At 60.2% G+C, this 25,375-nt stretch carries 23 protein-coding genes; 10 read left to right on the top strand and 13 right to left on the bottom strand.

Annotation, left to right across the window (positions count from 1 at the left end; all coding sequences use genetic code 11):
• Positions 1-124 precede the first annotated feature (124 nt).
• The 3 genes from JAO82_RS05640 (at position 125) to JAO82_RS05630 (ending at position 3,325) form a co-directional block, all read left to right on the top strand.
• Complete coding sequence (locus tag JAO82_RS05640; protein ID WP_198685385.1) at positions 125-1,018, top strand: CPBP family intramembrane glutamic endopeptidase; 894 nt, start codon at positions 125-127, stop codon at positions 1,016-1,018.
• Between the two features lie 61 nt (positions 1,019-1,079).
• Positions 1,080-2,054 (top strand): acetyl-CoA carboxylase, carboxyltransferase subunit beta, encoded by a 975-nt coding sequence (gene accD, locus JAO82_RS05635; RefSeq protein WP_198685384.1) that lies wholly within the window; start codon positions 1,080-1,082, stop codon positions 2,052-2,054.
• Positions 2,051-3,325 carry a bifunctional folylpolyglutamate synthase/dihydrofolate synthase gene (locus JAO82_RS05630; RefSeq protein WP_198685383.1) on the top strand — a complete coding sequence of 425 codons (1,275 nt, stop codon included), beginning with the start codon at positions 2,051-2,053 and terminating at the stop codon, positions 3,323-3,325. Before accD ends, JAO82_RS05630 begins: the two co-directional genes overlap by 4 nt.
• 65 nt (positions 3,326-3,390) lie before the next feature.
• Here JAO82_RS05630 and zapE read toward each other — a convergent pair whose 3' ends face one another.
• Positions 3,391-4,449 (bottom strand): cell division protein ZapE, encoded by a 1,059-nt coding sequence (gene zapE / locus JAO82_RS05625; RefSeq protein ID WP_198685382.1) that lies wholly within the window; start codon positions 4,447-4,449, stop codon positions 3,391-3,393.
• 42 nt (positions 4,450-4,491) lie between these two features.
• On the bottom strand, positions 4,492-5,091 hold the full coding sequence (locus JAO82_RS05620) for an alpha-ketoglutarate-dependent dioxygenase AlkB family protein (protein WP_198685381.1): 600 nt from the start codon (positions 5,089-5,091) through the stop codon (positions 4,492-4,494).
• 219 nt (positions 5,092-5,310) lie between these two features.
• On the opposite strand from JAO82_RS05620, the gene dnaK reads away from it, so the two are divergent.
• The 3 genes from dnaK (at position 5,311) to radC (ending at position 9,244) form a co-directional block, all read left to right on the top strand.
• Positions 5,311-7,218, top strand: coding sequence for a molecular chaperone DnaK (gene dnaK / locus JAO82_RS05615; protein WP_198685380.1), 1,908 nt, complete (start codon positions 5,311-5,313; stop codon positions 7,216-7,218).
• Between the two features lie 76 nt (positions 7,219-7,294).
• Positions 7,295-8,434, top strand: coding sequence for a molecular chaperone DnaJ (gene dnaJ, locus JAO82_RS05610; RefSeq protein WP_198685379.1), 1,140 nt, complete (start codon positions 7,295-7,297; stop codon positions 8,432-8,434).
• A gap of 48 nt (positions 8,435-8,482) precedes the next feature.
• The gene (gene radC, locus JAO82_RS05605; protein ID WP_198685378.1) at positions 8,483-9,244 is read left to right on the top strand and encodes a RadC family protein; all 762 of its coding nucleotides are present in this window, start codon (positions 8,483-8,485) and stop codon (positions 9,242-9,244) included.
• Between the two features lie 15 nt (positions 9,245-9,259).
• Here radC and secA read toward each other — a convergent pair whose 3' ends face one another.
• Positions 9,260-11,956 carry a preprotein translocase subunit SecA gene (gene secA, locus JAO82_RS05600; protein WP_198685377.1) on the bottom strand — a complete coding sequence of 899 codons (2,697 nt, stop codon included), beginning with the start codon at positions 11,954-11,956 and terminating at the stop codon, positions 9,260-9,262.
• Positions 11,957-12,153: 197 nt separating this feature from the next.
• Here secA and JAO82_RS05595 point away from each other — a divergent pair, with 197 nt between their 5' ends.
• From JAO82_RS05595 to JAO82_RS05585, 3 genes are read left to right on the top strand one after another with little or no spacing between them, the layout of a single operon-like run.
• Positions 12,154-13,005, top strand: coding sequence for a peptidylprolyl isomerase (locus tag JAO82_RS05595; RefSeq protein ID WP_198685376.1), 852 nt, complete (start codon positions 12,154-12,156; stop codon positions 13,003-13,005).
• Positions 13,006-13,008: 3 nt separating this feature from the next.
• Positions 13,009-14,235: a bifunctional glutamate N-acetyltransferase/amino-acid acetyltransferase ArgJ gene (argJ, locus tag JAO82_RS05590; protein ID WP_198685375.1), complete on the top strand. Its 1,227-nt coding sequence runs from the start codon at positions 13,009-13,011 to the stop codon at positions 14,233-14,235.
• 7 nt (positions 14,236-14,242) lie between these two features.
• Complete coding sequence (locus JAO82_RS05585) at positions 14,243-14,641, top strand: (deoxy)nucleoside triphosphate pyrophosphohydrolase (protein WP_198685374.1); 399 nt, start codon at positions 14,243-14,245, stop codon at positions 14,639-14,641.
• A 66-nt stretch (positions 14,642-14,707) separates the two neighbouring features.
• Here JAO82_RS05585 and infB read toward each other — a convergent pair whose 3' ends face one another.
• The 6 genes from infB to pip form a co-directional block, all read right to left on the bottom strand.
• Complete coding sequence (gene infB, locus JAO82_RS05580; protein ID WP_198685373.1) at positions 14,708-17,197, bottom strand: translation initiation factor IF-2; 2,490 nt, start codon at positions 17,195-17,197, stop codon at positions 14,708-14,710.
• 9 nt (positions 17,198-17,206) lie between these two features.
• Positions 17,207-17,830 (bottom strand): RNA-binding protein, encoded by a 624-nt coding sequence (locus tag JAO82_RS05575; protein ID WP_198685372.1) that lies wholly within the window; start codon positions 17,828-17,830, stop codon positions 17,207-17,209.
• 23 nt (positions 17,831-17,853) lie between these two features.
• Positions 17,854-19,476: a transcription termination factor NusA gene (nusA, locus tag JAO82_RS05570; RefSeq protein ID WP_198685371.1), complete on the bottom strand. Its 1,623-nt coding sequence runs from the start codon at positions 19,474-19,476 to the stop codon at positions 17,854-17,856.
• Positions 19,476-20,054, bottom strand: coding sequence for a ribosome maturation factor RimP (gene rimP / locus JAO82_RS05565; protein WP_198685370.1), 579 nt, complete (start codon positions 20,052-20,054; stop codon positions 19,476-19,478). The genes nusA and rimP overlap by 1 nt, the downstream gene beginning before the upstream one ends.
• Positions 20,055-20,446: 392 nt before the next feature.
• Complete coding sequence (locus JAO82_RS05560) at positions 20,447-21,277, bottom strand: ABC transporter substrate-binding protein (RefSeq protein ID WP_198685369.1); 831 nt, start codon at positions 21,275-21,277, stop codon at positions 20,447-20,449.
• Entirely contained in the window at positions 21,274-22,257 is a 984-nt protein-coding gene (gene pip, locus JAO82_RS05555; RefSeq protein ID WP_198685368.1) for a prolyl aminopeptidase, read from the bottom strand. The genes JAO82_RS05560 and pip overlap by 4 nt, the downstream gene beginning before the upstream one ends.
• A gap of 47 nt (positions 22,258-22,304) precedes the next feature.
• On the opposite strand from pip, the gene ubiG reads away from it, so the two are divergent.
• Positions 22,305-23,051 carry a bifunctional 2-polyprenyl-6-hydroxyphenol methylase/3-demethylubiquinol 3-O-methyltransferase UbiG gene (ubiG, locus tag JAO82_RS05550; protein ID WP_198685367.1) on the top strand — a complete coding sequence of 249 codons (747 nt, stop codon included), beginning with the start codon at positions 22,305-22,307 and terminating at the stop codon, positions 23,049-23,051.
• On the opposite strand, the gene JAO82_RS05545 is transcribed toward ubiG, so the two are convergent.
• Genes JAO82_RS05545 through JAO82_RS05530 form a run of 4 tightly spaced genes read right to left on the bottom strand, consistent with a single transcriptional unit; the run spans position 23,048 to position 25,360 of the window.
• The gene (locus JAO82_RS05545; RefSeq protein ID WP_198685366.1) at positions 23,048-23,491 is read right to left on the bottom strand and encodes a MarR family winged helix-turn-helix transcriptional regulator; all 444 of its coding nucleotides are present in this window, start codon (positions 23,489-23,491) and stop codon (positions 23,048-23,050) included. The two genes, ubiG and JAO82_RS05545, sit on opposite strands and share 4 nt — an antisense overlap.
• A complete protein-coding gene (locus tag JAO82_RS05540; protein ID WP_198685549.1) occupies positions 23,484-24,320 on the bottom strand; it encodes a carbon-nitrogen hydrolase family protein in 837 nt (278 codons plus the stop codon). Before JAO82_RS05540 ends, JAO82_RS05545 begins: the two co-directional genes overlap by 8 nt.
• Positions 24,321-24,322: 2 nt before the next feature.
• Positions 24,323-24,580, bottom strand: a complete 258-nt coding sequence (gene grxC, locus JAO82_RS05535) for a glutaredoxin 3 (protein WP_198685365.1) — start codon at positions 24,578-24,580, stop codon at positions 24,323-24,325.
• 51 nt (positions 24,581-24,631) lie between these two features.
• Entirely contained in the window at positions 24,632-25,360 is a 729-nt protein-coding gene (locus tag JAO82_RS05530) for a ComF family protein (RefSeq protein WP_332872498.1), read from the bottom strand.
• Positions 25,361-25,375: the final 15 nt, after the last annotated feature.

Genomic DNA, 25,375 nt, shown 5'->3' with positions numbered 1-25,375 from the left:
GGAATAGACTTGTGCCTGCTGCTGCACAAGGGCCGCAGGATTGACGGCATGCGGGTTTGCCTCCAGTTTTAGCGAAATATCGGGCGCACGCGCGCCTGTGCGATTTTCGCAGGAAAGGAAACTGATGCCCCCGCGCCCTTATGTTGCGCATGACCAACTGATTGCCCCGGCACGTCGGCATCCGCAACTGTGGCGCCTTGGGATCGGGCTGGTGCTGATTGCTGCCGTTAGCTTTGGCTTGAACTCAACGCTGAGCGCCTTGCTGATGGCGTGGAATGCGTCCTATTGGGCGGCGCAATTCAGAAGCGGGCTGGGCAATTCTCCGCTGCCGCTTCTGGTGATGCTGGGCAGTTTCGGATTTGTCACGCTGGGCGTGTTTGTGGCGGCAAGGCTGCTCCAAAAACGCTCGGGTCTGAGCTTGCTCGGACCGCTGTGGCAGACGCTGCGCCAGTTCCGCAGGGTGCTGATTGCGCTGATTGCGCTGGGCGCGGTTCTGGCGCTCCTGCCCCCCTACGCTATCGACCCTCCGTTGACCAAAAATCTGGCCTTGCCAATGTGGCTGAGCCTGCTTCCGCTGTCTTTGATGGCCGTTCTGGTGCAGGCCAGCGCCGAAGAAATCCTGTTTCGCGGCTATATCCAGCAGGCGCTGGCGGCGCGGTTTTCCAATCCGCTGATCTGGATGATCCTGCCCTCGGTATTATTCGCGCTGGGCCATTATCTGCCCACGCAGGCCGGGGACAACGCGGTGCCCATCGCGATCTGGGCCGGGTTGTTCGGCATATTGATGGCTGATCTCACGGCGCGGGCCGGCACGCTGGGCCCGGCGATTGCCGTGCATCTGGCCAATAATGTTACCGCGCTGATCGTCGTGTCGCTGCCCGACTCGCTTAGCGGGTTGGCGCTATATGTCGTGGCTTTCGATATGGCCGACACCGAATATCTGCGCAATTGGCTGGTGGTTGATTTCGCTATGATGTTCGTCACCTGGCTGGCCGCGCGGCTGGCGATCCGGCGCTGATTGCAATTCACTGCGGGTCAGATTATCTGGGCGCCAGCCTCCGCCGCAAAAGGGCCTCTCGATGAACTGGATCGCCAACTACGTCCGCCCCCGTATCAACTCGATTTTCTCGCGCCGTGATACGCCCGAGAACCTCTGGCAGAAATGTGATGACTGCGGCACCATGCTGTTTCACCGCGAGTTGAGCGACAATCTCAACGTCTGCACCAGTTGCGGCCATCACATGCAGATCAGCCCGCGCAAGCGGTTCGAAGCGCTGTTTGATGGCGGCGTCTTCGCTGAAATCAAGGTGCCTCAGCCGGTTGTCGATCCGCTGCATTTCCGCGATCAAAAGAAATACCCTGAGCGCATGCGCGCTGCCCAGAGAGCCACGGGCGAGAAGGATTCGATGCTGATCGCCACTGGCGAGATGGGGCGGACGCCCATCGTCGCGGCGGCGCAGGACTTCAGCTTCATGGGTGGTTCCATGGGCATGTATGTCGGCAATGCCATTGTCGCCGCCGCGCAAGAGGCGGTGAAGTTAAAACGTCCGCTGATCCTGTTTTCCGCCTCGGGCGGTGCCCGCATGCAGGAAGGGATCCTGTCGCTCATGCAAATGCCGCGCACCACCGTGGCAGTGCAGATGCTGAAAGAGGCCGGGCTGCCCTATATCGTGGTGCTGACCCATCCCACCACGGGCGGCGTGACCGCCTCATACGCGATGTTGGGCGATGTGCAGATTGCCGAGCCGAACGCGCTGATCTGTTTCGCCGGCCCGCGTGTGATCGAGCAAACTATCCGTGAGAAGCTTCCTGAAGGGTTCCAGCGCGCCGAATACCTGCTGGATCACGGGATGCTGGACCGGGTGATCGATCGCAACAGCCTGCGCGATGAGTTGATTACGATCACAAGGATATTGCTGGGCCTGCCGCCGGCGGTACGCGGTGATTTGCCCCCACCCACACCCGGGCCTGCGGCGGTGGCGGGGGACGCGACCGCGAAACCTGACGACGACAAATCCGCCATGGCGAAAACATCAGAAAAGAGCGCTGAATGAGCACCCCTTCATCCGATGTCATCCTGTCACGGATGATGGAATTGCACCCCAAGATCATCGACCTGACGCTGGATCGGGTCTGGCGGCTGTTGCAGGATCTGGGCAATCCGCAAGACAGCATGCCTCCCGTCATCCATATCGCGGGGACCAATGGCAAGGGATCGACCCAAGCGATGATCCGGGCCGGGATCGAGGGCGCGGGGCTCAGCGCGCATGCCTATACTTCACCGCATCTGGCGCGGTTTCACGAACGAATCAGGGTGGCGGGGCAGTTGATTTCAGAACCCGACCTGACCGCCGTTCTGGACGAGTGCTATGCCGCCAATGGCGATGTGCCGATCACATATTTCGAGATCACCACCTGCGCCGCCCTGCTGGCATTCAGCCGCACGGCGGCAGATTACACCCTGCTTGAGGTCGGCTTGGGTGGACGGCTGGATGCGACCAATGTCATTCCCCAACCCTGTCTGACGGTCATCACGCCGATTTCGATCGATCACGAACAGTTTCTGGGTAACACGCTGGCCGAGATCGCCCTTGAGAAGGCCGGTATTCTGAAACGCGGCGTGCCCTGTATCGTCGGCCCCCAGCCGGACGAGGCCTTGCGGGTAATCGAAAAACAGGCCGCCCGCGTTGGTGCGCCGCTTTTGACCCATGGCCAGCACTGGCACGTTACGCAAGAGCGCGGGCGGCTGGTCTATCGCGATCAGAGTGGCCTGTGCGATCTACCGCTGCCCAATCTGCAAGGGGCCCATCAGATCGAGAATGCCGGAATTGCGATCGCGGCGCTGCGCCAGCTTGACCTGGGCGAGGCCGCCTGGGAAGCCGCGGTCACCCGTGCCGAGTGGCCCGCGCGGATGCAGCGCCTGACCGAAGGCGCGCTGGTCGAGGCCGCCGGGGACTGCGAGTTATGGCTGGACGGTGGCCATAACGCGGCCGCGGGTCAGGCCCTGCGCGCCCTTATGGCGGATCTGCCCGAACGTCCGACCCGGCTGATCTGCGGCATGTTGAACAGCAAGGATATCAGCGGCTTTTTGCGCCCCTTAGCCGAGCAGGCAGAGGTGCTGATCGCGGTGCCGATCCCGGGCGAGCCCAATAGCCTGCCCGCCGAAGCGGTTGCCGAGACCGCGCGCGCGGTTGGACTAAAGGCAGAAACGGCAAAAACCGTGCGGGCGGCGCTAGACGTGATACGCCAAGACGCTCCCGGCGCGCGCGTTCTGATCTGCGGCTCGCTTTATCTGGCCGGGTCGGTGATGCGCGAAAACGCCTAGGGCAGGACCGGGGCGCGCCCCGGTGCAATGGGTATTTCTGACCAGAAAGAAGCTGGGCGGGCGAATCAGCCGGCCCAGTCGGCGCTTTGCATCTCGCGCAGGCGCGAGGCGGTGCGCTCGAACTCGAACGCGCCGTCCCCTTCCACGTAAAGCGATTCTGGCTGCGCATCAGCCGAGACGATCAGGCGCACGCGAGCCTCGTATAAAGCGTCAACCAGCGTTACGAAACGGCGGGCCGCATTGAAGTTTGAGCGCGACAGGCGCGGAATGTCTTCGAGGATCAGCACGCGCACCGCGTCGGCAATGGCGAGATAGTCCGCAGGCCCGAGCGGGTTTGCGCAGAGATCGTAAAAACTGGCCCGCGCGACGCCGTTGCGACATTGCGGCAGGGTGATATCACGTTTGTTCACCGTAAGGGTCAGGGATCGGCCTTCGCCGCCCGCCAGATCTTGCCAGATTGTCTCGATCGCGGCGTGTGCGTCGGCCCCGGCCGGGGTGAAATAGGTCTGTGTCCCGGCCAGGCGATTCTGGCGGTGATCGGTTGGACTGGCCAGTTCCTGCACCGCCATCCGGGATTTGATCAGGTCGATGAACGGCAGGAAGAGCTGCCGGTTCAAGCCGTCCTTGTAAAGATCGTCAGGCGGTCGGTTCGATGTAGTGACGATGGTGACGCCGGCATCAAGCAGCGTCTGAAACAGACGTCCCACAAGCATTGCATCGGTGATATCGGTGATCTGCATCTCGTCAAAGGCCAAGAGGCGCAGATCGGCCGTCATCCTGGCCGCGACGGGACCCAGCGAGTCTTCGACCTCAGTCATGCGAGCCTGATGAAGCGCGGCGTGAACTTCCTGCATGAAGACATGGAAGTGGACCCGCCGACGTGGCACGCCGCCGAGCGAACTTACGAACAGATCCATGAGCATGGATTTCCCGCGCCCAACCCCGCCCCAGAGATACAGCCCTTTTGGGGGCGCGGGTGGTTTGCGGAAAAGGCCTCTCCGGACTGGGCGGGCCAGTTCCGCGCGGATGCGCTCAAACTCGGGTAGGACGACCTCCTGCGCCGGATCGGGGGTGAGGCTTCCGTCAGCGACCCCGGCTTTATAGAGGGCGGGCAGATCTTTCATGGCCGGTATCCTTAACGCAGGCCCGCTGCGTTGAAAAGCGCCTCAGGACGTGACCCGCAGGGTCAGGTTCAGCCGACCGCCTTTGGAAAGCAGGCGCGAGGATTTGAATCTGATCCGGTCCAGCCCGTGATAGGCCAATCGTGCCTCACCCCCCATGACAACCACATCCCCCGAAGTCAGCCAGATTGATTCCGTCGATCCACCCGGTGTCCGGTTGCCAATCCGGAACAGCCCGTCATCGCCCAGTGACACTGACACGACCGGCCAGGAAAAATCGGCCTCGTCCTTATCCTGGTGCAACCCCATCCGTGCGCCTTCGCCGTAATAGTTTACCAGACAGCAATCGGGCCGCCGCTCCAGCCCGGTTACGTCGTCCCATATATCCAGCACCGGCTGCGGGATGTCGGGCCAAGCGGTGCCTTGCGGGTGCTGGGGCATGTAACGGTAGCCCTTGCGATCAGAATACCAGCCGACCGCACCTGCCGACGTCATGCGCACGGACATTGCCTTCCCATAGGGCGTTTGCGGCGAGACCAGCGGCGCGGCTTGCAGCACCGGGCGCAGCGCCGCGATCAGCGCGCGCTGTGCCGGAGCATCCAGACGGCCCTTGAATATCTCGAAGCCGCGCAACGTTATCCGCATTCCCAGTTTCCCTTCAGTTACTTGCCGGGCCTGGCCCGGATTCCCGCTTAATTCACACAAACTGCCCGGTTTGGGCGGTTGCAGCAGCGGTTTGCGATCCTTATATACGCCGGGACGCTGAAAGGTGCAGGCACCGGACAGCACAATAATCGGGGTCTGGGCGCCACAACGGGTTCGGCCTCGGGTCATCGCCTTGAAGTTAGAAGGGATCAAATTACAATGGCTAAAGTTATCGGTATCGACCTAGGGACCACGAACTCTTGTGTGGCCATCATGGACGGCAGCCAGCCGCGGGTCATCGAGAACGCAGAAGGCGGGCGCACCACGCCGTCGATCGTTGGCTTCACCGAAGAAGAGCGACTGGTCGGTCAAGCGGCAAAACGGCAGGCCGTTACAAACCCGGAGAATACAGTTTTTGGCGTTAAACGCCTGATCGGTCGTCGCATCGGCGATTCGGCCGTGGAAAAAGATCGCAAACTGGTGCCTTTCGAGATCGTCGATGGCGGCAATGGCGACGCGTGGATCGAAGCGCGCGGCGAGAAATACTCGCCCAGCCAAATTTCCGCTTTCATCGTTGGCAAGATGAAGGAAACTGCTGAAAGTTACCTGGGCGAAGAGGTGACGCAGGCCGTCATCACGGTCCCGGCCTATTTCAACGACGCCCAGCGTCAGGCCACCAAGGATGCCGGCACCATCGCCGGGCTTGAAGTGCTGCGCATTATCAACGAACCGACTGCCGCGGCACTGGCCTATGGTCTGGACAAGACCGAAAGCCACACCATCGCGGTGTATGACCTTGGCGGTGGTACATTCGACATCACGATTCTGGAAATCGACGATGGCCTGTTCGAGGTCAAATCGACCAATGGCGACACTTTCCTGGGTGGCGAAGACTTTGACATGCGGATCGTCAACTATCTGGCGGACGAGTTCAAAAAGGAACACGGCGTCGATCTGAGCAAGGACAAGATGGCCCTGCAGCGTCTGAAAGAAGCCGCTGAAAAGGCAAAGATCGAACTGTCCAGCGCCACCCAGACCGAGATCAACCAGCCGTTCATTTCGATGGGCAAGGATGGTTCGCCCCTGCACATGGTCATGAAGCTGACCCGGGCCAAGCTGGAAAGCCTGGTGGGTGATCTGATCAAGGCTTCGATCAAACCCTGTCAGGCGGCGCTCAAGGATGCGGGTTTTACCAGCAGCGACATCGATGAGGTGGTTCTGGTCGGCGGCCAGACCCGGATGCCCAAAGTGGTCGAAGAAGTCACCAAGTTCTTCGGCAAAGAGCCGCACAAAGGTGTGAACCCGGACGAAGTCGTTGCCATGGGTGCCGCGATTCAGGCAGGCGTTCTGCAAGGCGATGTCAAGGATGTCGTCCTGCTGGATGTGACACCGCTGAGCCTTGGGATCGAGACCCTGGGCGGCGTGTTCACCCGCCTGATCGACCGCAATACGACCATTCCCACCAAGAAGTCGCAGATCTTCTCGACCGCCGAGGACAACCAGAATGCGGTGACGATCCGGGTGTTCCAGGGTGAGCGCGAGATGGCATCGGACAACAAGATGCTGGGTCAGTTCAATCTGGAAAACATCCCGCCAGCCCCGCGCGGCATGCCGCAGATCGAGGTTACGTTCGACATTGACGCCAACGGTATCGTGTCGGTTGGTGCTTTGGACAAGGGAACCGGTAAGGAACAGAAGATCACGATCCAGGCGTCCGGCGGTCTGTCGGAGGCGGATATCGAGCGCATGGTCAAGGATGCCGAAGAACATGCCGAGGATGACAAGCAGCGCCGCGATCTGGTGGATGCGCGCAACCAGGCAGAAGGCTTGATCCACTCGACCGAAAAGTCGATGGAAGAACATGCCGACAAGGTTGATCCGACCACGATCGAAGCGATCGAACTGGCAATTTCGGCGCTCAAGGAAGATCTGGAAGGTGATAATGCCGAAAAGATCAAATCCGGCATCCAGAACGTCACCGAAGCAGCAATGAAACTGGGTGAAGCGATTTACAAAGCTGCTCAGGAAGAGGCTGGCGAAGAGCCATCGGCGGCCGATGAAGGTCCGGCAGATGACGACATTGTCGATGCTGAATTCGAAGATCTGGATGATGACAAGCGTGCCTAAAGGCTAGCCAGAGTAAGATCGGGTCGGTCCAAGGGTCGGGCCGGCCCGGTCTCGTTCGGGCAGAAGGGACAATACGATGTCGAAACGCGATTTCTATGAAGTTCTGGGCGTCGCACGTGGCGCTTCAGCAGATGAAATCAAGAAAGCCTATCGTAGCAAAGCGCGAGCGCTGCATCCTGACCGCAACTCGGATAATCCAAACGCCGAAGCGCAGTTCAAGGAAGCCAACGAAGCTTACGAGATTCTGAAGGACGCCGAAAAAAAGGCGGCCTATGACCGCTTTGGCCATGCCGCGTTTGACGGCAGTGGGGGCGGTCACCGCGGTGGCGGCGCAGGCTTTGGCGGGGGTGATTTCTCGTCGGCTTTTTCCGACGTGTTTGACGATTTGTTCGGCGACTTCATGGGGCAACGCGGTGGTGGACGACGGGCCGCACGCGGCGCGGATCTGCGCTACAACCTGCGGATCACCATGGAAGAGGCTTATAACGGCCTGCAAAAAACCATCAACGTGCCAACTGCGGTCGCCTGTTCGCCCTGTAACGGTACCGGTGCCGAGGGCGGCACCGAACCTGCCACCTGCCCGACCTGCTCGGGCATGGGCAAGGTGCGTGCGCAGCAAGGGTTCTTTACGGTCGAGCGAACCTGTCCGACCTGTTCGGGCATGGGCCAGATCATCAAGAATCCCTGCAAAAGCTGTGGCGGACAAGGCCGGGTCGAAAAGGATCGGGCACTGAACGTAAATATCCCGGCCGGGGTCGAAACCGGAACCCGGATCCGTCTTGCCGGCGAGGGCGAGGCCGGAATGCGGGGCGGTCCGCCGGGCGATCTGTATATCTTTGTCGAAGTGGCCAAGCACGAATTGTTTGAACGCGAGGGCGTCAATCTTTTCTGCCGCGTTCCGGTCAGTATGGCCAAGGCGGCGCTGGGTGGTGCGATCGAAGTGCCGACCATCGACGGCGGGCGTGGCCGTGTGCAGATTCCCGCTGGCAGCCAGTCGGGCCGTCAAATGCGCCTGCGTTCCAAGGGTATGCCCGCACTGCGCGGTGGCGGTGTCGGGGATATGTTTATCGAACTTGCGGTGGAAACTCCGGTGAACCTGACCAGCCGCCAAAAGGAATTGCTGCGCGAATTCGAGGATTTGAGCGAGGACAACAATCCCGAGTCCAATTCGTTCTTTTCCTCGGTCAAATCCTTTTGGGAAAGCATGAAGGGCTGACCAACCCGGTTAACCGATAATTCACCTGTCTCGTGGAAATCTGAGATCATGACACATGGTCCGGCACTCCACGAGGCGCCCGCCTCGCTTTTTGACAGCGACGAAGCGCCTGCCGTTGCCTTACCGCAGGGGCGATTGCCGTCCTATATCGCTGATCACCGCACCCGATTACGCGCCCGATTCCGCGAGGGCGGAGCCGGGGCGATGCCCGATTACGAATTGCTGGAATTGGTGCTGTTCCGCGCGATCCCGCGACGCGATGTAAAACCATTGGCGCGCGAATTGCTGGACATTTTCGGGGATTTCAATCGTGTCCTGACCGCGCCGCCAGAGCGGTTGAAACAGGTTAAGGGCGTGGGCGAGGCGGTTATCACCGACCTGAAGATCGTCGAGGCTGCGGCGCATCGCATGGCCCGCGCGCGGGTGATGCAACGGCCGATCATTTCCAGTTGGAATGCGATCCTGGATTATTGCCACACCACGATGGCCCATCGCGAGACCGAGCAATTCCGGGTGCTTTACCTAGATCACAAGAATACCCTGATTGCGGATGAGGAACAGGCAAGCGGCACCGTTGATCACGTTCCGGTCTACCCCCGCGAAGTTGCAAAACGCGCTTTGGAATTAAATGCCTCAGCGCTAATTCTGGTACACAATCACCCATCGGGGGATCCAACCCCGTCACCGTCGGATATTGACATGACAGCGCAGATTCAGGCCGCCTGCACCGCTCTGGGCCTAACCCTGCATGATCATCTGATTATTGGGAAATCCCGCGAACTCAGTTTCCGTGCGCAAGGGTACCTTTGACCAAGGCCTGTCTGCTCAGGTCAGACGGCCGTGACAATGTTTGAATTTCTTCCCGCTGCCACAAGGGCATCTTTCATTGCGCCCCGGATTTCCCCAGGTGGTTGGCTCGTCGGCGTCAAAGCCATTCACGGCTTCGCCCTCAGCGGCTTCATCATCTGCCGGTACCGCAGCCTTTTGTATCTCGGCCTGTTGTGCCGCCATTTGCGCCAACATCTGACGCTGTTCCTCGTCGGTCAGCGGGCGGACCCGCGCAAGCTGTTTGGTCACTTCTTCGCGTAGGCTGTCGAGCAGCCCCTCGAACAGCTGGAACGCCTCGGATTTGTATTCGTTCAAGGGATCGCGTTGCGCATAGCCACGGAAGCCCACGACCGAGCGAAGGTGCTCAAGGGTAAGCAGATGTTCGCGCCATTTGCTGTCTATGGTCTGTAACAGGACCTGTTTTTCAATATTGCGCATCGTTTCGGGGCCGAATGCGGCAGCTTTCTGGGCCATTTTTTCGTCCGCCGCCTTGGTCAGGCGTTCGCGGATGTCTTCGTCATCGACACCTTCCTCGGCGGCCCACTCGATGATCGGGACGTCAATATCCAGCATCTCAATGGCATGCGCATAGAGCCCCTCGATGTCCCATTGGTCGGCATAGGTCTTGGGTGGCATGTGCGCGTCAACCAGATCATCGATGACCTGATGGCGCATATCGGTAGCGATTTCGGACAGATCCTTGGCCGCCATGATCTCGCGGCGCTGGCCAAAGATCACCTTGCGCTGGTCATTCATGACATCGTCGAATTTCAGGACCTGCTTACGCATGTCGAAATTGCGCGCTTCGACCTTTGCCTGTGCACGCTCCAGCGATTTGTTGACCCATGGGTGAACAATCGCCTCGCCTTCCTTCATTCCAAGGGTGGTCAGCACCTTGTCCAGCCGCTCAGAGCCGAAAATACGCATCAGATCGTCTTCAAGGCTGAGATAGAACGCCGTGCGCCCTGGATCCCCCTGCCGTCCGGCCCGGCCGCGTAACTGATTGTCGATCCGGCGGCTTTCGTGACGTTCCGAAGCCATGACGTTAAGCCCGCCTGCTTCGATAACCTTTTGTTTTTCGGCCGCATGCGCCGCCTCTTGCTCGGCGCGCAGGGCGGCGGGGTCGGCATCGGGATTCTCGGCAAGCGCCTGCATCACCTTCATGTCCGCGTTGCCGCCCAACTGGATGTCGGTGCCGCGCCCGGCCATGTTGGTGGCGATTGTGACAGCGCCCAAACGACCCGCATCGGCGACAATTTCGGCCTCTTTGTCATGCTGGCGGGCGTTCAGAACATTGTGCTCGATCCCAGCCGATTTCAGCAGATCACTTAGCATCTCTGATTTTTCGATCGACGTGGTGCCAACCAGCACCGGCTGTTTCTTGGCGTGTGCCTCTTTGATCTCGTCGATGATCGCCTGATATTTCTCGCCGCTTGTGCGGTAGACCTTGTCGTCTTCGTCGATCCGGGCGATTGGCCTGTTGGTCGGAACCTCGACGACGCCAAGCCCGTAGATCTCGGAAAATTCCTCGGCCTCGGTTGCGGCGGTGCCGGTCATGCCTGCCAGCTTGTCGTAAAGGCGGAAATAATTCTGGAAGGTGACACTGGCCATGGTGATGTTTTCGGGCTGGATCGGCACGCCTTCTTTGGCTTCAATCGCCTGATGCAACCCGTCGGACAGGCGGCGGCCCGCCATCATGCGGCCGGTGAATTCATCGATCAGCACCACATCGTCGCCGCGCACGATGTAATCCTTGTCCCGCTGGAACAGTTTATGCGCGCGCAAGCCCTGATTGACATGGTGAACGATGGTGGTGCTTTCGGGATCGTAAAGGGATTGGCCGTCTTCCAGCAACCCATGTGCCGAAAGCTGCTGCTCCAGATACTCGTTGCCTTCGTCCGTGAAAGATACCGCGCGGGATTTTTCATCAAGCTCGTAGTGATCGTCCTTGAGCAGGGGGATAATCTTATCGATCGAAACATACAGTTCCGAGCGGTCATCCGATGGCCCGGAAATGATCAGAGGGGTACGCGCCTCGTCGATCAGGATGCTGTCGACCTCGTCCACGATGGCAAAATTATGGTCCTTCTGAAAGACATCGGCCAAGTCGGATTTGAGGTTATCGCGCAGATAGTCAAAGCCGAATTCATTGTTGGTGCCATAGGTGATGTCACAACTATAAGCGGCGAGCTTGTCTGCGCCGGTCATATCCGAACCATTGACGCCGGTCGTCATGCCCAGCATGGCAAATACCTTGCCCATCCATTCGGCGTCACGTTTGGCCAGATATTCGTTGACCGTGACGACATGCACACCCTTACCGGTCAGCGCGTTCAGATAGGCGGGAAAGGTCGCGACAAGGGTCTTGCCCTCGCCGGTTTTCATCTCGGCGATGTTGCCTTGATGCAGAAAGATACCGCCCATAAGTTGTACGTCGAAGGCGCGCAAACCCAGCGCACGGCGTGCCCCTTCGCGGACATTGGCGAAAGCCTCAGGCAGCAGATCGTCCAGGCTTTCGCCATCCAGCGCACGTTTACGCAGTTCATCAGTTTTGGCTTTCAGCCCGTCATCGTCAAGCTTTTCATGCTCGGGTTCCAAAGCGTTGATCTGATCCACCAGAGGGCGTGTCGCCTTGATTTTCCGGTCGTTCGGCGTCCCGAATACCTTTCTGGCGATTTTTCCGATACCCAACATGCTTACTCCAACGGATCCATCAATCCTGCGCCCCCCGGTTGCGACTGTATCGCGACAGCCACGGGGTTGTCCGCTTTGACAACATCCCCTAAGACGGAATGAATAACGGCATTTTCACAGGCCACAAGGCGATGTAAGGGGCCGTTGAAACAGTGTCAACGTTGCGCCCGGTCGCGGCCCATCAATAGGATGAATCAATGCCTAAAGGTCTCACTTTTCTGTCTGCTATCGCGGTGGCAGTGTCCCTTGGTCTGCCGGCGGCTGCAGAAGCTGCGTTTGACGCCGATACCGTGGTTGCACGCGTGAACGGGGATGAGATCACTCTGGGTCATATGGTTGTCGCTTATGAGACCCTTCCCGCCCAGTACAGGCAGGCTCCTGCCGAAATGCTTTTCGATGCAATCCGCGAACAGTTGATCCAACAAAGCGCCCTGAAGCAGGCCCATAGCGGTGATATTCCGAAGGTTGTCGAACTGGCGCTTGAAAACGAGCGGCGCTCGCTTCTTGCAGCGGATGTGCTTGAGTCGGTGATGATGAATGCGGCGAGTGACGCCGATATTCAGGCAGCATATGACCAACGGTTCGGCGATGGCGACGGTGGCGAAGAATTCAACGCAGCGCATATCCTTGTTGAAACCAAAGCGGCAGCAGAGAAGATCAAGTCCCGTCTGGACAAAGGTGCGGATTTCGCCGCTCTCGCCAAAGACGAGTCGACGGGTCCGACTGGTCCAAATGGTGGCGAACTCGGTTGGTTCCAAAAAGGCACGATGGTACCCGAGTTCGAAGAGGCCGTGGTCGCAATGGAGCCGGGCGAAATTTCCGAGCCTGTTCACAGCCAGTTCGGCTGGCACATCGTCAAGCTGAACGAAAGGCGGACTGCGGAAGCGCCCGAGCTGGATGACGTGCGCGACGATATCGCCAATGATCTGCGCAGCGCCGCTGTCGAAGCCAAGATTGAAGAATTGACTGCCAACGCCACCGTCGAGCGTCCCGTGATCGAGGGTTTTGATCCGGAGATATTGGCTGACGGCACCTTGATCGGGAACTGATACGTGGTCAACACACTACCTCGCTCACCGCTTGCACCTGCTTCATTTCCCGATCTTCCAGTGATCGAGGGCGTGCGCTTCGCCTCTGTGGCTGCTGGTGTGCGCTACACGGGCCGCACCGATGTGATGCTGGCCGTTCTGGCGCCGGGAACCACTGTGGCGGGCGTGTTCACGCGCTCGGCCACGCGCGCGGCGCCGGTGCTGGATTGTCAGGACAAGATCGGCCAAGCCGCGGATGAGGGGGCGGCGATTCTGGTGAACTCGGGGAATGCGAATGCGTTCACGGGAAGGCACGGTGCCAAGTCGGTGGCGGAGATTTGCAAGGCGGTCGCCGATGCAACCGGATTGCCCACAACGCGGGTGTTCAGCGCGTCGACCGGGGTAATCGGCGAGCCATTGCCGCATGAGCGGATCACCGACCGGATTGCGGAGCTTAACGCGACGCTGGACGCGGGCGGGATCAAGGCCGCCGCCGAAGCCATCATGACCACCGACACTTTTGCAAAAGGTGCCGGGCGGCAGGTCGTGATCGACGGCCAGACGGTCTCCATCGCCGGTATCGCCAAGGGGTCGGGCATGATTGCGCCGGATATGGCGACGATGCTGGTTTATATATTTACCGATGCGGTGGTCGATCAGCCCCGGTTGCAAACGCTGCTGGCCGATCTGACCGATCGCACATTCAACTGTATTACCGTGGACAGCGATACTTCGACCTCGGACAGCCTGATGTTGTGCGCTACGGGTGCGTCGCAGGTGGACGTGACCCAGAATGCCGCTTTTGCCGCGGCGCTGCACGATGTCATGCTGGATCTGGCGCATCAGGTCGTGCGCGATGGCGAGGGGGCCAGCAAGTTTGTCGAAATCCGCGTGACCGGCGCCGCCAATACCGACGATGCCAAGGTGCATGGGTTGTCCATAGCCAATTCGCCATTGGTCAAGACCGCCATCGCGGGCGAAGATCCGAACTGGGGCCGCATCGTCATGGCCATCGGCAAATCCGGTGCCAGCGCCGACCGTGACCGGCTGAATATCCGATTCGGAGATATTCTTGTGGCCGAAAACGGTTGGGTCAGCCCGGATTACCGGGAAGAGGCTGCCGCTGAATACATGAAACGGCAGGATCTTGTGATCTCGGTCGATCTCGGTCTGGGTGACGGTCAGGCGACGGTCTGGACCTGTGATCTGACCCATGGCTATATCGACATCAACGCCGATTACCGGTCGTGACCGCTCCATGAAATCGGTTCTGGTGTCTGCGGTGGCCCTGATCGATGTCGAGGGGCGGATCTTGCTGGCGCAGCGCCCCGAAGGCAAGGCGATGGCGGGGCTGTGGGAGTTTCCCGGCGGCAAGGTCGAAGTCGGCGAAACCCCCGAAGCGGCGTTGATTCGCGAATTGCGGGAAGAACTGGCCATTGACACATGGGCATCCTGCCTAGCGCCACTGACCTTTGCCAGCCATCAATATGATGATTTCCACCTGCTGATGCCGCTGTTTGCCTGCCGCAAGTGGGAGGGCATACCGGTGGCGCAGGAAGGCCAGAAACTGGCCTGGGTCCGGGCGCAAGACCTGCGCGAATACCCCATGCCCGCTGCCGATCTGCCGCTGATCCCGATCTTGCGCGACTGGCTCTGAGCCGATCTCAGACGTAAAAAGGGCGCAGCTTTCGCCACGCCCTCTTTGTTACATATTTCAGTCGGATCACTCTAGCGTGCGGACGACCTCTTCGCGTTCGAAAATCTCGATGACATCTCCGGCACGGATATCGTCGTAGTTTTCGAAGGCCATCCCACATTCTTGGCCCGACTGGACTTCGGGAACTTCGTCCTTGAAACGTTTGAGCGTCTTGAGCGTGCCTTCGTGTACCACCACGTTGTCGCGCAGCAGGCGTACACCAGCCGAACGTCTGGCGATACCTTCTGTGACCAGACACCCGGCAACATTGCCGACGCCGGTGACCCGGAACACTTCCTTGATCTCGGCATAGCCGATAAAGCGCTCGCGGATTTCGCTGCTTAGCAAGCCGCTGGCGGCCGCCTTCACGTCGTCAACCAGATCGTAGATGATCGAGTAATAGCGGATCTCGACGCTCTTTTGGTTGGCAGTTGCCCGCGCAGTGGCGTTGGCACGGACGTTAAAGCCCATGATCGGCGCGCCACTGGCTTCGGCCAGCCCGACATCGGTTTCGGTGATTGCGCCCACGCCATAATGCAAGACGTTGACCCGGACTTCCTCGTTACCAATCTTTTCCATCGCCTGAACGATGGCTTCGGCGCTGCCCTGTACGTCGGCCTTGACCACGATAGGCAGTTCCTTGACGTCCTCGTCGGCCTTGGCATTCGCCATAAGCTGTTCGAGCGAGGTCGCAGCACCGGCGGCGGCGCGGCGGTCCTTGGCTGCGTCAGCGCGGTACTCGGCAATTTCACGTGCCTGTGCCTCGGTTTCGACCACGTTCAGAACGTCACCTGCTTCGGGCGTGCCATTCAGACCCAGCACCTCGACCGGCACCGATGGACCAGCCTTGCTCACGCGCTTGCCTTTGTCGTTTTCCATCGCGCGGACCTTGCCCCACTGCTCGCCGACGACAAAGATATCGCCCTGACGCAGCGTGCCGGACTGGACCAGAACCGTTGCCACCGGGCCGCGGCCCACATCCAGCTGTGCTTCGATCACGGCACCTTGTGCGGCGCGATCCGGGTTGGCCTTGAGCTCGAGGATCTCGGACTGCAGTGAGATCGCCTCAAGCAGATCGTCCAGACCTTCGCCCTTAAGCGCGGACACTTCGACGTCCTGCACGTCACCAGACATTTTCTCGACCACAACTTCGTGCTGCAACAGATCGGTGCGCACCTTGTCGGGGTTGGCTGTGGGTTTGTCGACCTTGTTGATGGCAACAATCATCGGCACCCCGGCCGCCTTGGCGTGGTGAATGGCTTCAATGGTTTGCGGCATAACTGCGTCATCGGCTGCAACCACCAGCACAACAATGTCGGTCACCTGCGCACCGCGCGAGCGCATCGATGTAAACGCGGCGTGGCCGGGCGTGTCGAGGAAGGTCAGGAGCTGACCATCGCTCGCTTGCACCTGATAGGCACCGATATGCTGGGTGATTCCACCCGCTTCGCCGGAGACGACCTTGGCGTTGCGAATCGCGTCCAGAAGCGAGGTTTTCCCGTGGTCCACGTGGCCCATGATGGTGATCACCGGCGCACGCGGTTCCAAATCCTTTTCATCGTCCACGATCTGCGTAATGACGTCCTCGACGTCCGACGCGGATACGCGAACAACGTTGTGGCCAAATTCCGCAATGATGAGTTCCGCGGTATCGGCGTCGATAACCTCGTTCTGGGTTACCATCATGCCGTTGTTCATCAACGCCTTGACCACTGCCGCGACACGCTCGGACATGCGGTTGGCCAACTCGCTGACCACAATGGTTTCGGGCAGTTGCACTTCGCGCACGACCTTTTCGCGTTCGGCGCTGCCACCGCTGGCCCGCTGCCGATCACGCTCTTGCCTGCGGCGCATCGCGGCCATCGAACGCTGGCGGCCACCTTCGCCGCCGCGCAGTGCCTGATTAACCGTCAGCTTGCCAGAGCGGCGTGTATCTTGGCGCGCCTTGCCGCCACGGGGGCGCTGTTGCTCGCGGTCGTCCTTGCGCGGGGTCGGGGCTGGCGTCGCGCGCTGGGGGGTTTGGCGCGGCTCAGCGGCTGGTTCGGGCGTCGCTGGTGCGGCCGCCCGTTTGGCAGCCTCTTCAGCTTCCCGGCGCTGCCGCTCTTCTTCTTCCGCCCGCGCCTTCAACGCTTCTTCGCGCTCGCGCTCTTCGCGTTCTTTTTCCTCGGCCTCAGCTCTGCGGCGCTCGCGCTCTTCGGCGCGGGCCTTTTCCTCGGCTTCGCGTGCAGCTGCCTCTTCGGACTCGCGCGCCCGGGCGGCCTGAACTGCCTTCAGGCGGCGCTCCATCTCGGCATCTGAAATGCCAGCGGGACGGCGCGACGGGTCGCCCGCAGGCGTACGTCTGCCGCCGCCGGAACCGGCCGCCTTGCCGGCACCCGGCTTGGGCACGACCACACGCTTGCGCTTGGTCTCCACAACGACATTCTTGGTCCGCCCGTGGCTGAAACTCTGTTTCACGTTCCCCGGACGGGAACTTCCGCGAACACCCAATGTCTTTTTGCCGTCAGTATCGCTCATAAAGCTTTTTTACCCTTCCGGGCGGCCCTTGCCGCCATCCGTCAATTCGCGCACGCCTCGCAGCCGCTGCGCTTCCTCTACAACACGCGGAGCGAGTCCACCAGAGGCGAGCGCAGCATGTATCACAGTTTGCCGACCAAATGCCATTCCCATCTCGTCCGCGCTCAGCCAGCCGATATAGTGACCAAAATGCGGCGTGCTGAGTTTCGATTTACCTCGGCCAGACCCGTCAGCGGCCTGGATAAGGACTTGGGCCTCTTCCTTGGCCAGCCAGTCCTTGACTTTTTCGTAGCCGGCGACCGCATCGCCGGACTTGCGGGCCAGGCTGATCAGGTCGATCACCCGGCGCGCCAGCTGGCGTTCGATCTCGTCAATCAGATCGTCCGGCACCTGAACCGGCGCTTTCAGGCCGCGCGCAAACAATTTCTTGGTCGCGGCCTTGGTCAACGCCTCCCGGTCAGCGGCAACATATGTACCACGTCCGGGAAGTTTGCCAAGGATATCCGGCACCACTTGTCCTTCGGGGTCCGCGACAAAGCGGATTAGCCCGAATTTAGGTTGCACCTCCCCCGTTGCAATACATTTGCGGCGGGGATCTTCAGCCTGATCCGTGGAGGCGCCAGCGCGTCCCATATTATGCCTCGCGGAGCCTGAACTCAGGCTCCGGCCTCATGCTGTTGTTCGTCACTCTCGTCTTCGGTCTCGTCCTCAGCTTCCAGTTCTTCGGGGTCAACCCAACCCAGCAATACGCGGGCGGTCATCACCATATTCTGCGCCTCTTCCAGCGAGACATCGAAATTCTCTAGAAGACCATTGTCCTTCACGCGCTGTCCGTCAACGGTCGTATAACCGCCGGCCAGTTCCCAATCGGCACAGGTCGCAAAGTCTTCCAGCGTCTTGATGCCGTCGTTCGCCAATACCTCAACCATCTGGGGTGTCAGGGCGTCAAATTCAACCAGACTGTCCTCGACACCCAGCGCGCGGGCATTTTCCAGTGCGGCCTTGTTTCGTGCCTCAAGCACATCTTGGGCGCGGGCCTGTAGTTCGTTGGCGGTATCCTCGTCCACGCCGTCAATGACCAAAAGCTCGGCCTGTTCGACATAGGCGACTTCTTCCAGACTGGAAAAGCCTTCGGAAACCAGAAGCTGGGCAAAGAATTCGTCCAGATCCAGTGTATCCATGAACAGCTTGGTGCGCTTTTCAAACTCTTCCTGCCGCCGCTTGCTCTCCTCGGCCTCGGTCATGATATCGATATCCAGACCGGTCAGTTGGCTGGCCAGCCGCACATTCTGCCCGCGACGCCCGATTGCCAGCGAAAGCTGCTCTTCGGGAACGACGACCTCGACGCGTTCGGCTTCTTCGTCGAACACCACCTTGGAAACCTCGGCGGGTTGCAGCGCGTTTACCAGGAAGGTTGGAATATCCTCGTTCCACGGGATGATGTCGATCTTTTCGCCCTGAAGCTCGTTCACCACCGCCTGAACCCGGCTGCCGCGCATACCAACGCAGGCACCGACCGGATCGATACTGTTATCATAGGAGATCACCGCGATCTTGGCGCGGCTTCCGGGGTCGCGGGCGACCGCCTTGATGTCGATGATGCCATCATAGATTTCCGGCACTTCCATCTTGAACAGTTCGGCCATGAACTCGGGCGAGGTACGCGACAGGAAGATCTGCGGCCCGCGCGGTTCGCGACGCACGTCCTTGACGTAACAGCGGATGCGGTCGTTAGGGCGATAGCTTTCGCGCCCGATCTTTTCATTGCGCCGCAGGATCGCCTCACCAGCGCCCACATCGACGATGACGTTGCCGTATTCCTCGCGCTTGACCAGTCCATTGATGATGGTGCCGGCGCGATCCTTGAATTCTTCGTACTGACGGTCACGCTCGGCTTCTCGGACCCGTTGCAGGATGACCTGCTTGGCCGATTGCGCGGCGATCCGGCCCATCTCGACGGGGGGAACCTCTTCAACAAAGGTATCGCCAATCTTTGGGTCTTCCATGTATTGACGGGCCTGCTCGACGGTGAACTCGGCCTGATAGTTCTCAAGCTCGTCCTCTTCGACCACGGTGCGCACGCGGGTGAACACAGCGCGCCCGGTCTTGCGGTCGATATCGACACGAATATCCATGTCCGCGCCGTACCGCGACTTGGCCGCCCGAGCGAGCGATTCTTCCATCGCCTCGATGACCAGACCGGGGTCGATCATCTTTTCGCGGGCGACGGCCTCGGCGGTTTGCAGCAACTCAAGCTGGTTAGCGGATGTGATGGCCATTAGCGGTTCTCCTCATCGGACACATCGGTTTCTTTGGTGTCGAGTTGTTTATCCCTTGCCGCGTCCGCTGCCTTGCGTTGGCGCAACATTTCCTTGATCAGGTCGTCCGTGAGCACCAGCTTGGCGTCGGTAAGCCAGTCGAATTGCAGCCCGATCGTGCCCTCAGCGACATTGATCAGAACTTCCTCGCCTTCGACCCCGGCCAGCACGCCCTTGAAGCGGCGGCGCCCGTCGATCAGTTCCTCGGTCTCCAGCCTGGCCTCATAGCCCTCGAAATCTTCGAAATCTTTGAGTCGAGTCAGTGGGCGATCAATGCCGGGACTGGATACTTCCAGCGTATAGGTATCGAGAATCGGGTCTTCGACATCCAGAGTCGCACTGACTGCGTTCGAAATATCGCCGCATTCGTCCACATCGATGCCGCCTTCGGGTCGGTCGGCCATGATCTGCAGGGTCGTCGCCTTGCCCGACATCAGCCTTACGCGCACCAACTCGAAGCCCAAGTCCTCGACCACCGGTGTGATGATCTCGGCAAGGCGTCGGTCGATGGCGGCTTTGGCAATCAGGTCGTTCGTCATAATTCCATCTGTCGTATCAAGTGACTTTCAGGCACAAAAAAACGGGCCCGCGGCCCGTTATCGTGTTCCGGTGGAGCGTGTGGACCAGAGCCCGACGCGCCGCTGTTGAAGGGCATATATGGTAAGGTGGTAGCTTTCGCAAGGGGAATTCGACCGCAGGCCGCTCAGAGAGTGCCAGAGGGCAGCCTCTGGACCGGTGACGGCGGGGCGCGGGCCCGCAACAGCAGCCTTGCGGTTCTTTAAATTTCCCAAACAGATGACGTGGCGCCTTTCGGAGAGCGTCAGGTGAAGTCAGCGCCCCTAAATTCGCGCATTGTTATCAGATTTGGCTGGCCGCTTTCACATTCCGCACGGTCACCTGAATACGCGCTTGCGCGGCGTCTGGCCACAATTCAGACCAGCCACCAACGTTCCGCGATACGGCCGTCATCCAGCGGGCCACGTGCCCCGATCACTCGGGGGACACCAACACCTTGATGGGCGGCGAGGTCCATGTGAGCTTCGGAAGGGTGGTAAGTAAACGTACCATGACCGCGCAATCCGTCGGGGCGGGGCAGGGCGGCGACATCGACAAAACCATCGCGCAGCGCCTCCGCCCGCACGCCGGAATCGGGAATTACCGTGACGTCAATCGTGTCGGTCCATCCAGCTTGACCAGATTTATAGTGCTGCGCGACCCGCGTGCCCCTGAAGTGCCGGCCTTCGGTAAAGGCGCCGCGCATATAGGTGCCCGTGCCGATCTGTTGAGATATATCGCCATCCGGAGAGATCACCAGCGCCGGATCGGCAAGAAGATAGGGCAGGTGAGGGTTGGCTTGCGCCAGCTCAATCAAAATACGGTGCGCGTCTTTGGCTTCGATCCGCGCCACCGATACCGGCAGATCCTGCGCCGCGAGCGAGGCAACGACAGCGTCCGCGCCGAATGGGCGCCCGTCATGGAAGGTCACCCCCTGACGCAGGTCAAACTGCCAGCGCCGCGCGTCCTCGCTTCCTCGCCACGCGGTGGCCAGCTCAGGGCGCAAGGTACCATCCGGGGCAATCTCGGTCATCGTGTCAAACACCGCCCCGCGCATCACCGCCTCCAGCGACCCATCATCGCGCGGCACCGCCAAGCGCAACCGCCCGCCTGAACGCGGCGCGCGCTCAGGCGCCAAACCACTGGCGGCCAAGAGGGCAGCAGCAGCACCGGACGTGAACAGAAGGCGGCGATCAATCCGGGTCATAGGCTGTCTTCGGCAAGTTGGTCCATGATCCGCACCAGTTCGGCGCTGATCCCCGGTTCCGACAGGGCATGTCCGGCATTGCGCACCATCCGCAACTCGCTGTTTGGCCAGCGTTGCGCCAGATTCCACGCCGAGGCAGGTGGGCAGATCATGTCATAGCGTCCCTGCACGATCACACCCGGAATGTGGGAAATCCGGTCCATATGCGCAAGGATCTGACCATCAAAATCGAGAAAGCCGCCGTTAATGAAATAGTGGTTTTCAAGCCGGGCAAAGGCGCGCGCATAATCTCCCGGAGGCTCGCCTGATATACCACTGGATTGGATCGAGGCCAGCGCGTTTTCCCAAGCCGACCAAGCCCGCGCGTAGCGAATCTCCTCAGCCAAGTCGCCCGAAAACAGCCGTTTGTGATAGGCCGCAATCATGTTGCTGCGCTCGCCTTCGGGGACCAGCGCGGCAAAGCGCTCCCATGTCTCGGGCCAGAACCGTCCGGCACCTCCGCCATAGAACCAGTCAAGTTCGGCTTGCGTCATCAGAAACACGCCGCGCAGGATCAAATGTGTCACACGGTCGGGATGGGTCTGCGCATAAAGCAGCGCCAGCGTCGCGCCCCAGCTGCCGCCAAAGACAAACCATGTTTCGATTTCAAGCTGCTGGCGGATGGTCTCGATATCTGCGACCAAGTGCCACGTCGTGTTGTTTTCAACCGAAGCATTCGGACGCGAGTGCCCGCACCCGCGCTGATCGAACAGGATGATTCGGTATGCTGAGGCGTTGAAATATCGGCGCATCGCGGGGCTGCATCCGCCACCGGGGCCGCCATGCAGTACAACAACCGGTATGCCGTCGGGATTGCCCGATTGCTCGACATAGATCCGGTGATCTTGCCCCACATCAATCATCCGCGTGTCAAACGGCTCGATCGGCGGGTGAAGATATTGCACGGCGCGCTTTTGCTTTTGATCGGGGTACTTGTCCATTACTGACCTATATATAAGAGCGGCCACAAAACCACAGGGAGACAGGAATGCAAGCGCGACAAACCACCGTAGACCCTGCCGAGATCGCCAAATTCGAGGCGATGGCAGCCGATTGGTGGGATCCTAAGGGAAAATTCAAGCCGCTTCACATGATGAATCCGTGTCGGCTCGACTATATCACAAACCAGATCGGCGGCCAGTTCGACTGTGACCTGACCGCAAATGGTCCATTCCGGGGTCTGCGCATTCTTGATATTGGCTGTGGTGGCGGGTTGCTATCAGAGCCGATGGCGCGGCTGGGTGGCGACGTGGTCGGAGCGGATGCGGCCGAGCTGAACATCTCGGTGGCGCAGATTCATGCGCAGCAATCCGGCCTGAGCATCGACTATCGCCACACCACGGCCGAGGCGCTGGCCGATGCGGGCGAACAGTTCGATGTCGTATTGAACATGGAAGTGATCGAACATGTTGCCGATCCGCTGACCTTTCTGACAGCCTGCCGCCGGTTGCTGAAACCCGGTGGGCTGCACATCTGCTCGACGATCAACCGCAATCCCAAAAGCTTTGCCATGACCATAATCGGGGCCGAAATGATCATGCGCTGGCTGCCGCGCGGCACCCATGAATGGTCGAAATTCATCACCCCGGACGAGTTGTTCGAGCTGCTGCATCGCGCCGGACTGAACCCGGTTGACCGCAAGGGATTCGTTTTCAACCCGGTCACATGGCAGTGGCGGCTGTCCGTGCGCGATCTTGGCGTAAATTACGTTACCGCCAGTGTGAAGCCAGATTAATCCTCGGATTCCAATTGCCTGCGCAACTCACGCAGAACCGGCAGAACCGCCCGCACCTTTTGCGCACCCAGTTCGCCGACGACCTGATTGACCATCGGTGTCAGCGCCGCGATGGCCTGATCACGGGCCAGCAACCCTGCCGGGCTGATCGCCACCCGTTTGCGCCGTGCATCATCCCAGTCGGGGCGGATGTGGATGTAACCGGCCCATTCCAGCCGGCTCAGCGTGTTGGTCATCGCTCCGCGCGTGACGTGAAAACTGCGCGCCAATTGCGCCGGTGACCGTTCGGCGGCGATCGATGCTAGATGGTTCAGCACCGAGAAATGTGAAATTTCCATACCCTTGGGCAGCACCCGCCCCAGCCGGTTGCGCAGCAATTGGTCAGCGGTCAGGATTTCGCTGAACAATGCGACCGCAAGCGGGTTTGATCCTTCACGCATCCGGGCCATCGAAAGGCCGGATATGGGATAGCGACGGCACCCGGCGCCGCGCGGTCGCAACCTCGTCGGAGTCGATTTCGAACACATTGACGCCGGGCCGGGTTTCGCCATCGCTCAGAATTTCGCCCCAGGGCGAGATCGCCACACTGTGACCGAAGGTGCGGCGTTGCTTGCCCCGTCGGGCCTGATGCGTGCCGGTCTGCGCCGGGGCCAGCACATAACAGCCGTTTTCGATCGCCCGCGCCCGCAGCAACGGCATCCAGTGCGCCCCGCCTGTGACCGCTGAAAATGCCGCCGGAACCGTCAGGATCTGTGCGCCGGCCTGCGCCAATGCCTGATAGAGATGTGGAAACCGCAGATCGTAACAGATACTCAGACCCAGCCTGCCATAGGCGGTGTCGGCCACAACCGCGCTGTTGCCGGGGCGGAAGCCCTGCGATTCGCGATAGGTTTCCGTTGCGCTGACGTTAACGTCGAACATGTGAATCTTGTCATAACGCGCGATAATCTCGCCATCCGGTCCAATCAGAAACGACCGGTTTGCGAAACGTCCGTCCTGATCATCGGTTTTCAGCGCCAGCGACCCGATCAACAGCCAGATCTTCAGCTCCCGCGCCTGAGCGCACAGGGCCGCAAGCGTCGGATCCTCTGCTTCATGGTGCAGAACCTGATTTTGCCAAGTCCGGCTGGTCGAAACACAGTTTGTCGCTTCCGGCGTCAGGACAAACCCGGCACCTGCCTTGGCCGCATCGGCAACGAACCCCTGCGTGATTGGTAGATTGACCTCCGGATCATCTCCCGAATTCAACTGAATCAATGCAGCGCGCAGGTTCATGCCGACAACAATCTATCGAGTTTGCCGGCGCGCTCCAGCGCATAAAGTTGGTCACAGCCGCCAATATGGGTGTCGCCGATAAAGATCTGCGGAACAGTCCGCCCGCCATTGGCGCGCTGAATCATCTCGGGTTTTCGCGACGGATTCGTCAGCACGTTGATTTCCGAGAAATTCACGCCTTTGCTCTTCAGCAAGCGTTTGGCCGAATGGCAAAACCCGCAAAGCGGTGACGTATAAATCTCGACTTGTTGCATCACTTTACCCCTTGATACTTGCGCCCTACCAGAATGAGCTTTGTCGAAGATTTAGGCATCCTTTGCAACGCGCGCCAGTGTAATGACGCGAACCTCTGCCGCTCCGGCCTCCAGACAGGCAGTTGTGCAGGCGGCAAGCGTCGCGCCTGATGTCATCACGTCATCCACCAATAACACAGACCGCCCAGCGATCCGGTGGCGGCGCCGGGGATGCGCCCGGATGGTGCCGTCCAGATCGGCGAATCGCTGCCTCACGCTTTTGCCGTCGAGCGGTTGGGTCCGGCGGGTTCGCACCAGAAAGTCGGGACATTGGACCAGCCCGGTCTGGATCGAAAGATGCTGTGCCAGAAGCGCCGATTGGTTATAGCGCCGCCGCACCAGCCGCGCCCAATGCAGCGGCACCGGCGCGATCAGCATGGCGTCGCGCAGCAGTGGTCGCGCCGCCCGCGCCATCCACAGCGCGGCCGGACGCGCCAGTTCGCCCCGGTCACCGTGTTTCAGCGCCAGCACCATCCGCCGCGCCCGATCTTTGTAGAGCAGCGCGGCGCGGCCCTGCGTCCAAGGCCGCGGGCGTTCCATACAGTCGTCACATTCCAGCCGATGTCCGTCCTCTGCCCCCGGCAGTGGAACGCCACAGGCATCGCACACCGACCCGGCGATAAACGGGGTATCGCGCCAGCATGGACCGCACAGGCCGAAATCGCGTTCCACCATTTCCCCGCAGCCCAGACATCGTGGCGGATACAGAAGCGAAACTGCGGTTTGAAACCTTTGCGCGATCGCCCTATTCTTCAA

This window comes from Pontibaca salina, assembly GCF_016307205.1.
Taxonomy (GTDB): domain Bacteria; phylum Pseudomonadota; class Alphaproteobacteria; order Rhodobacterales; family Rhodobacteraceae; genus Pontibaca; species Pontibaca salina.
Note: the sequence above shows the minus strand (reverse complement) of the source record. Positions and strands in the feature narration are given on the sequence as shown.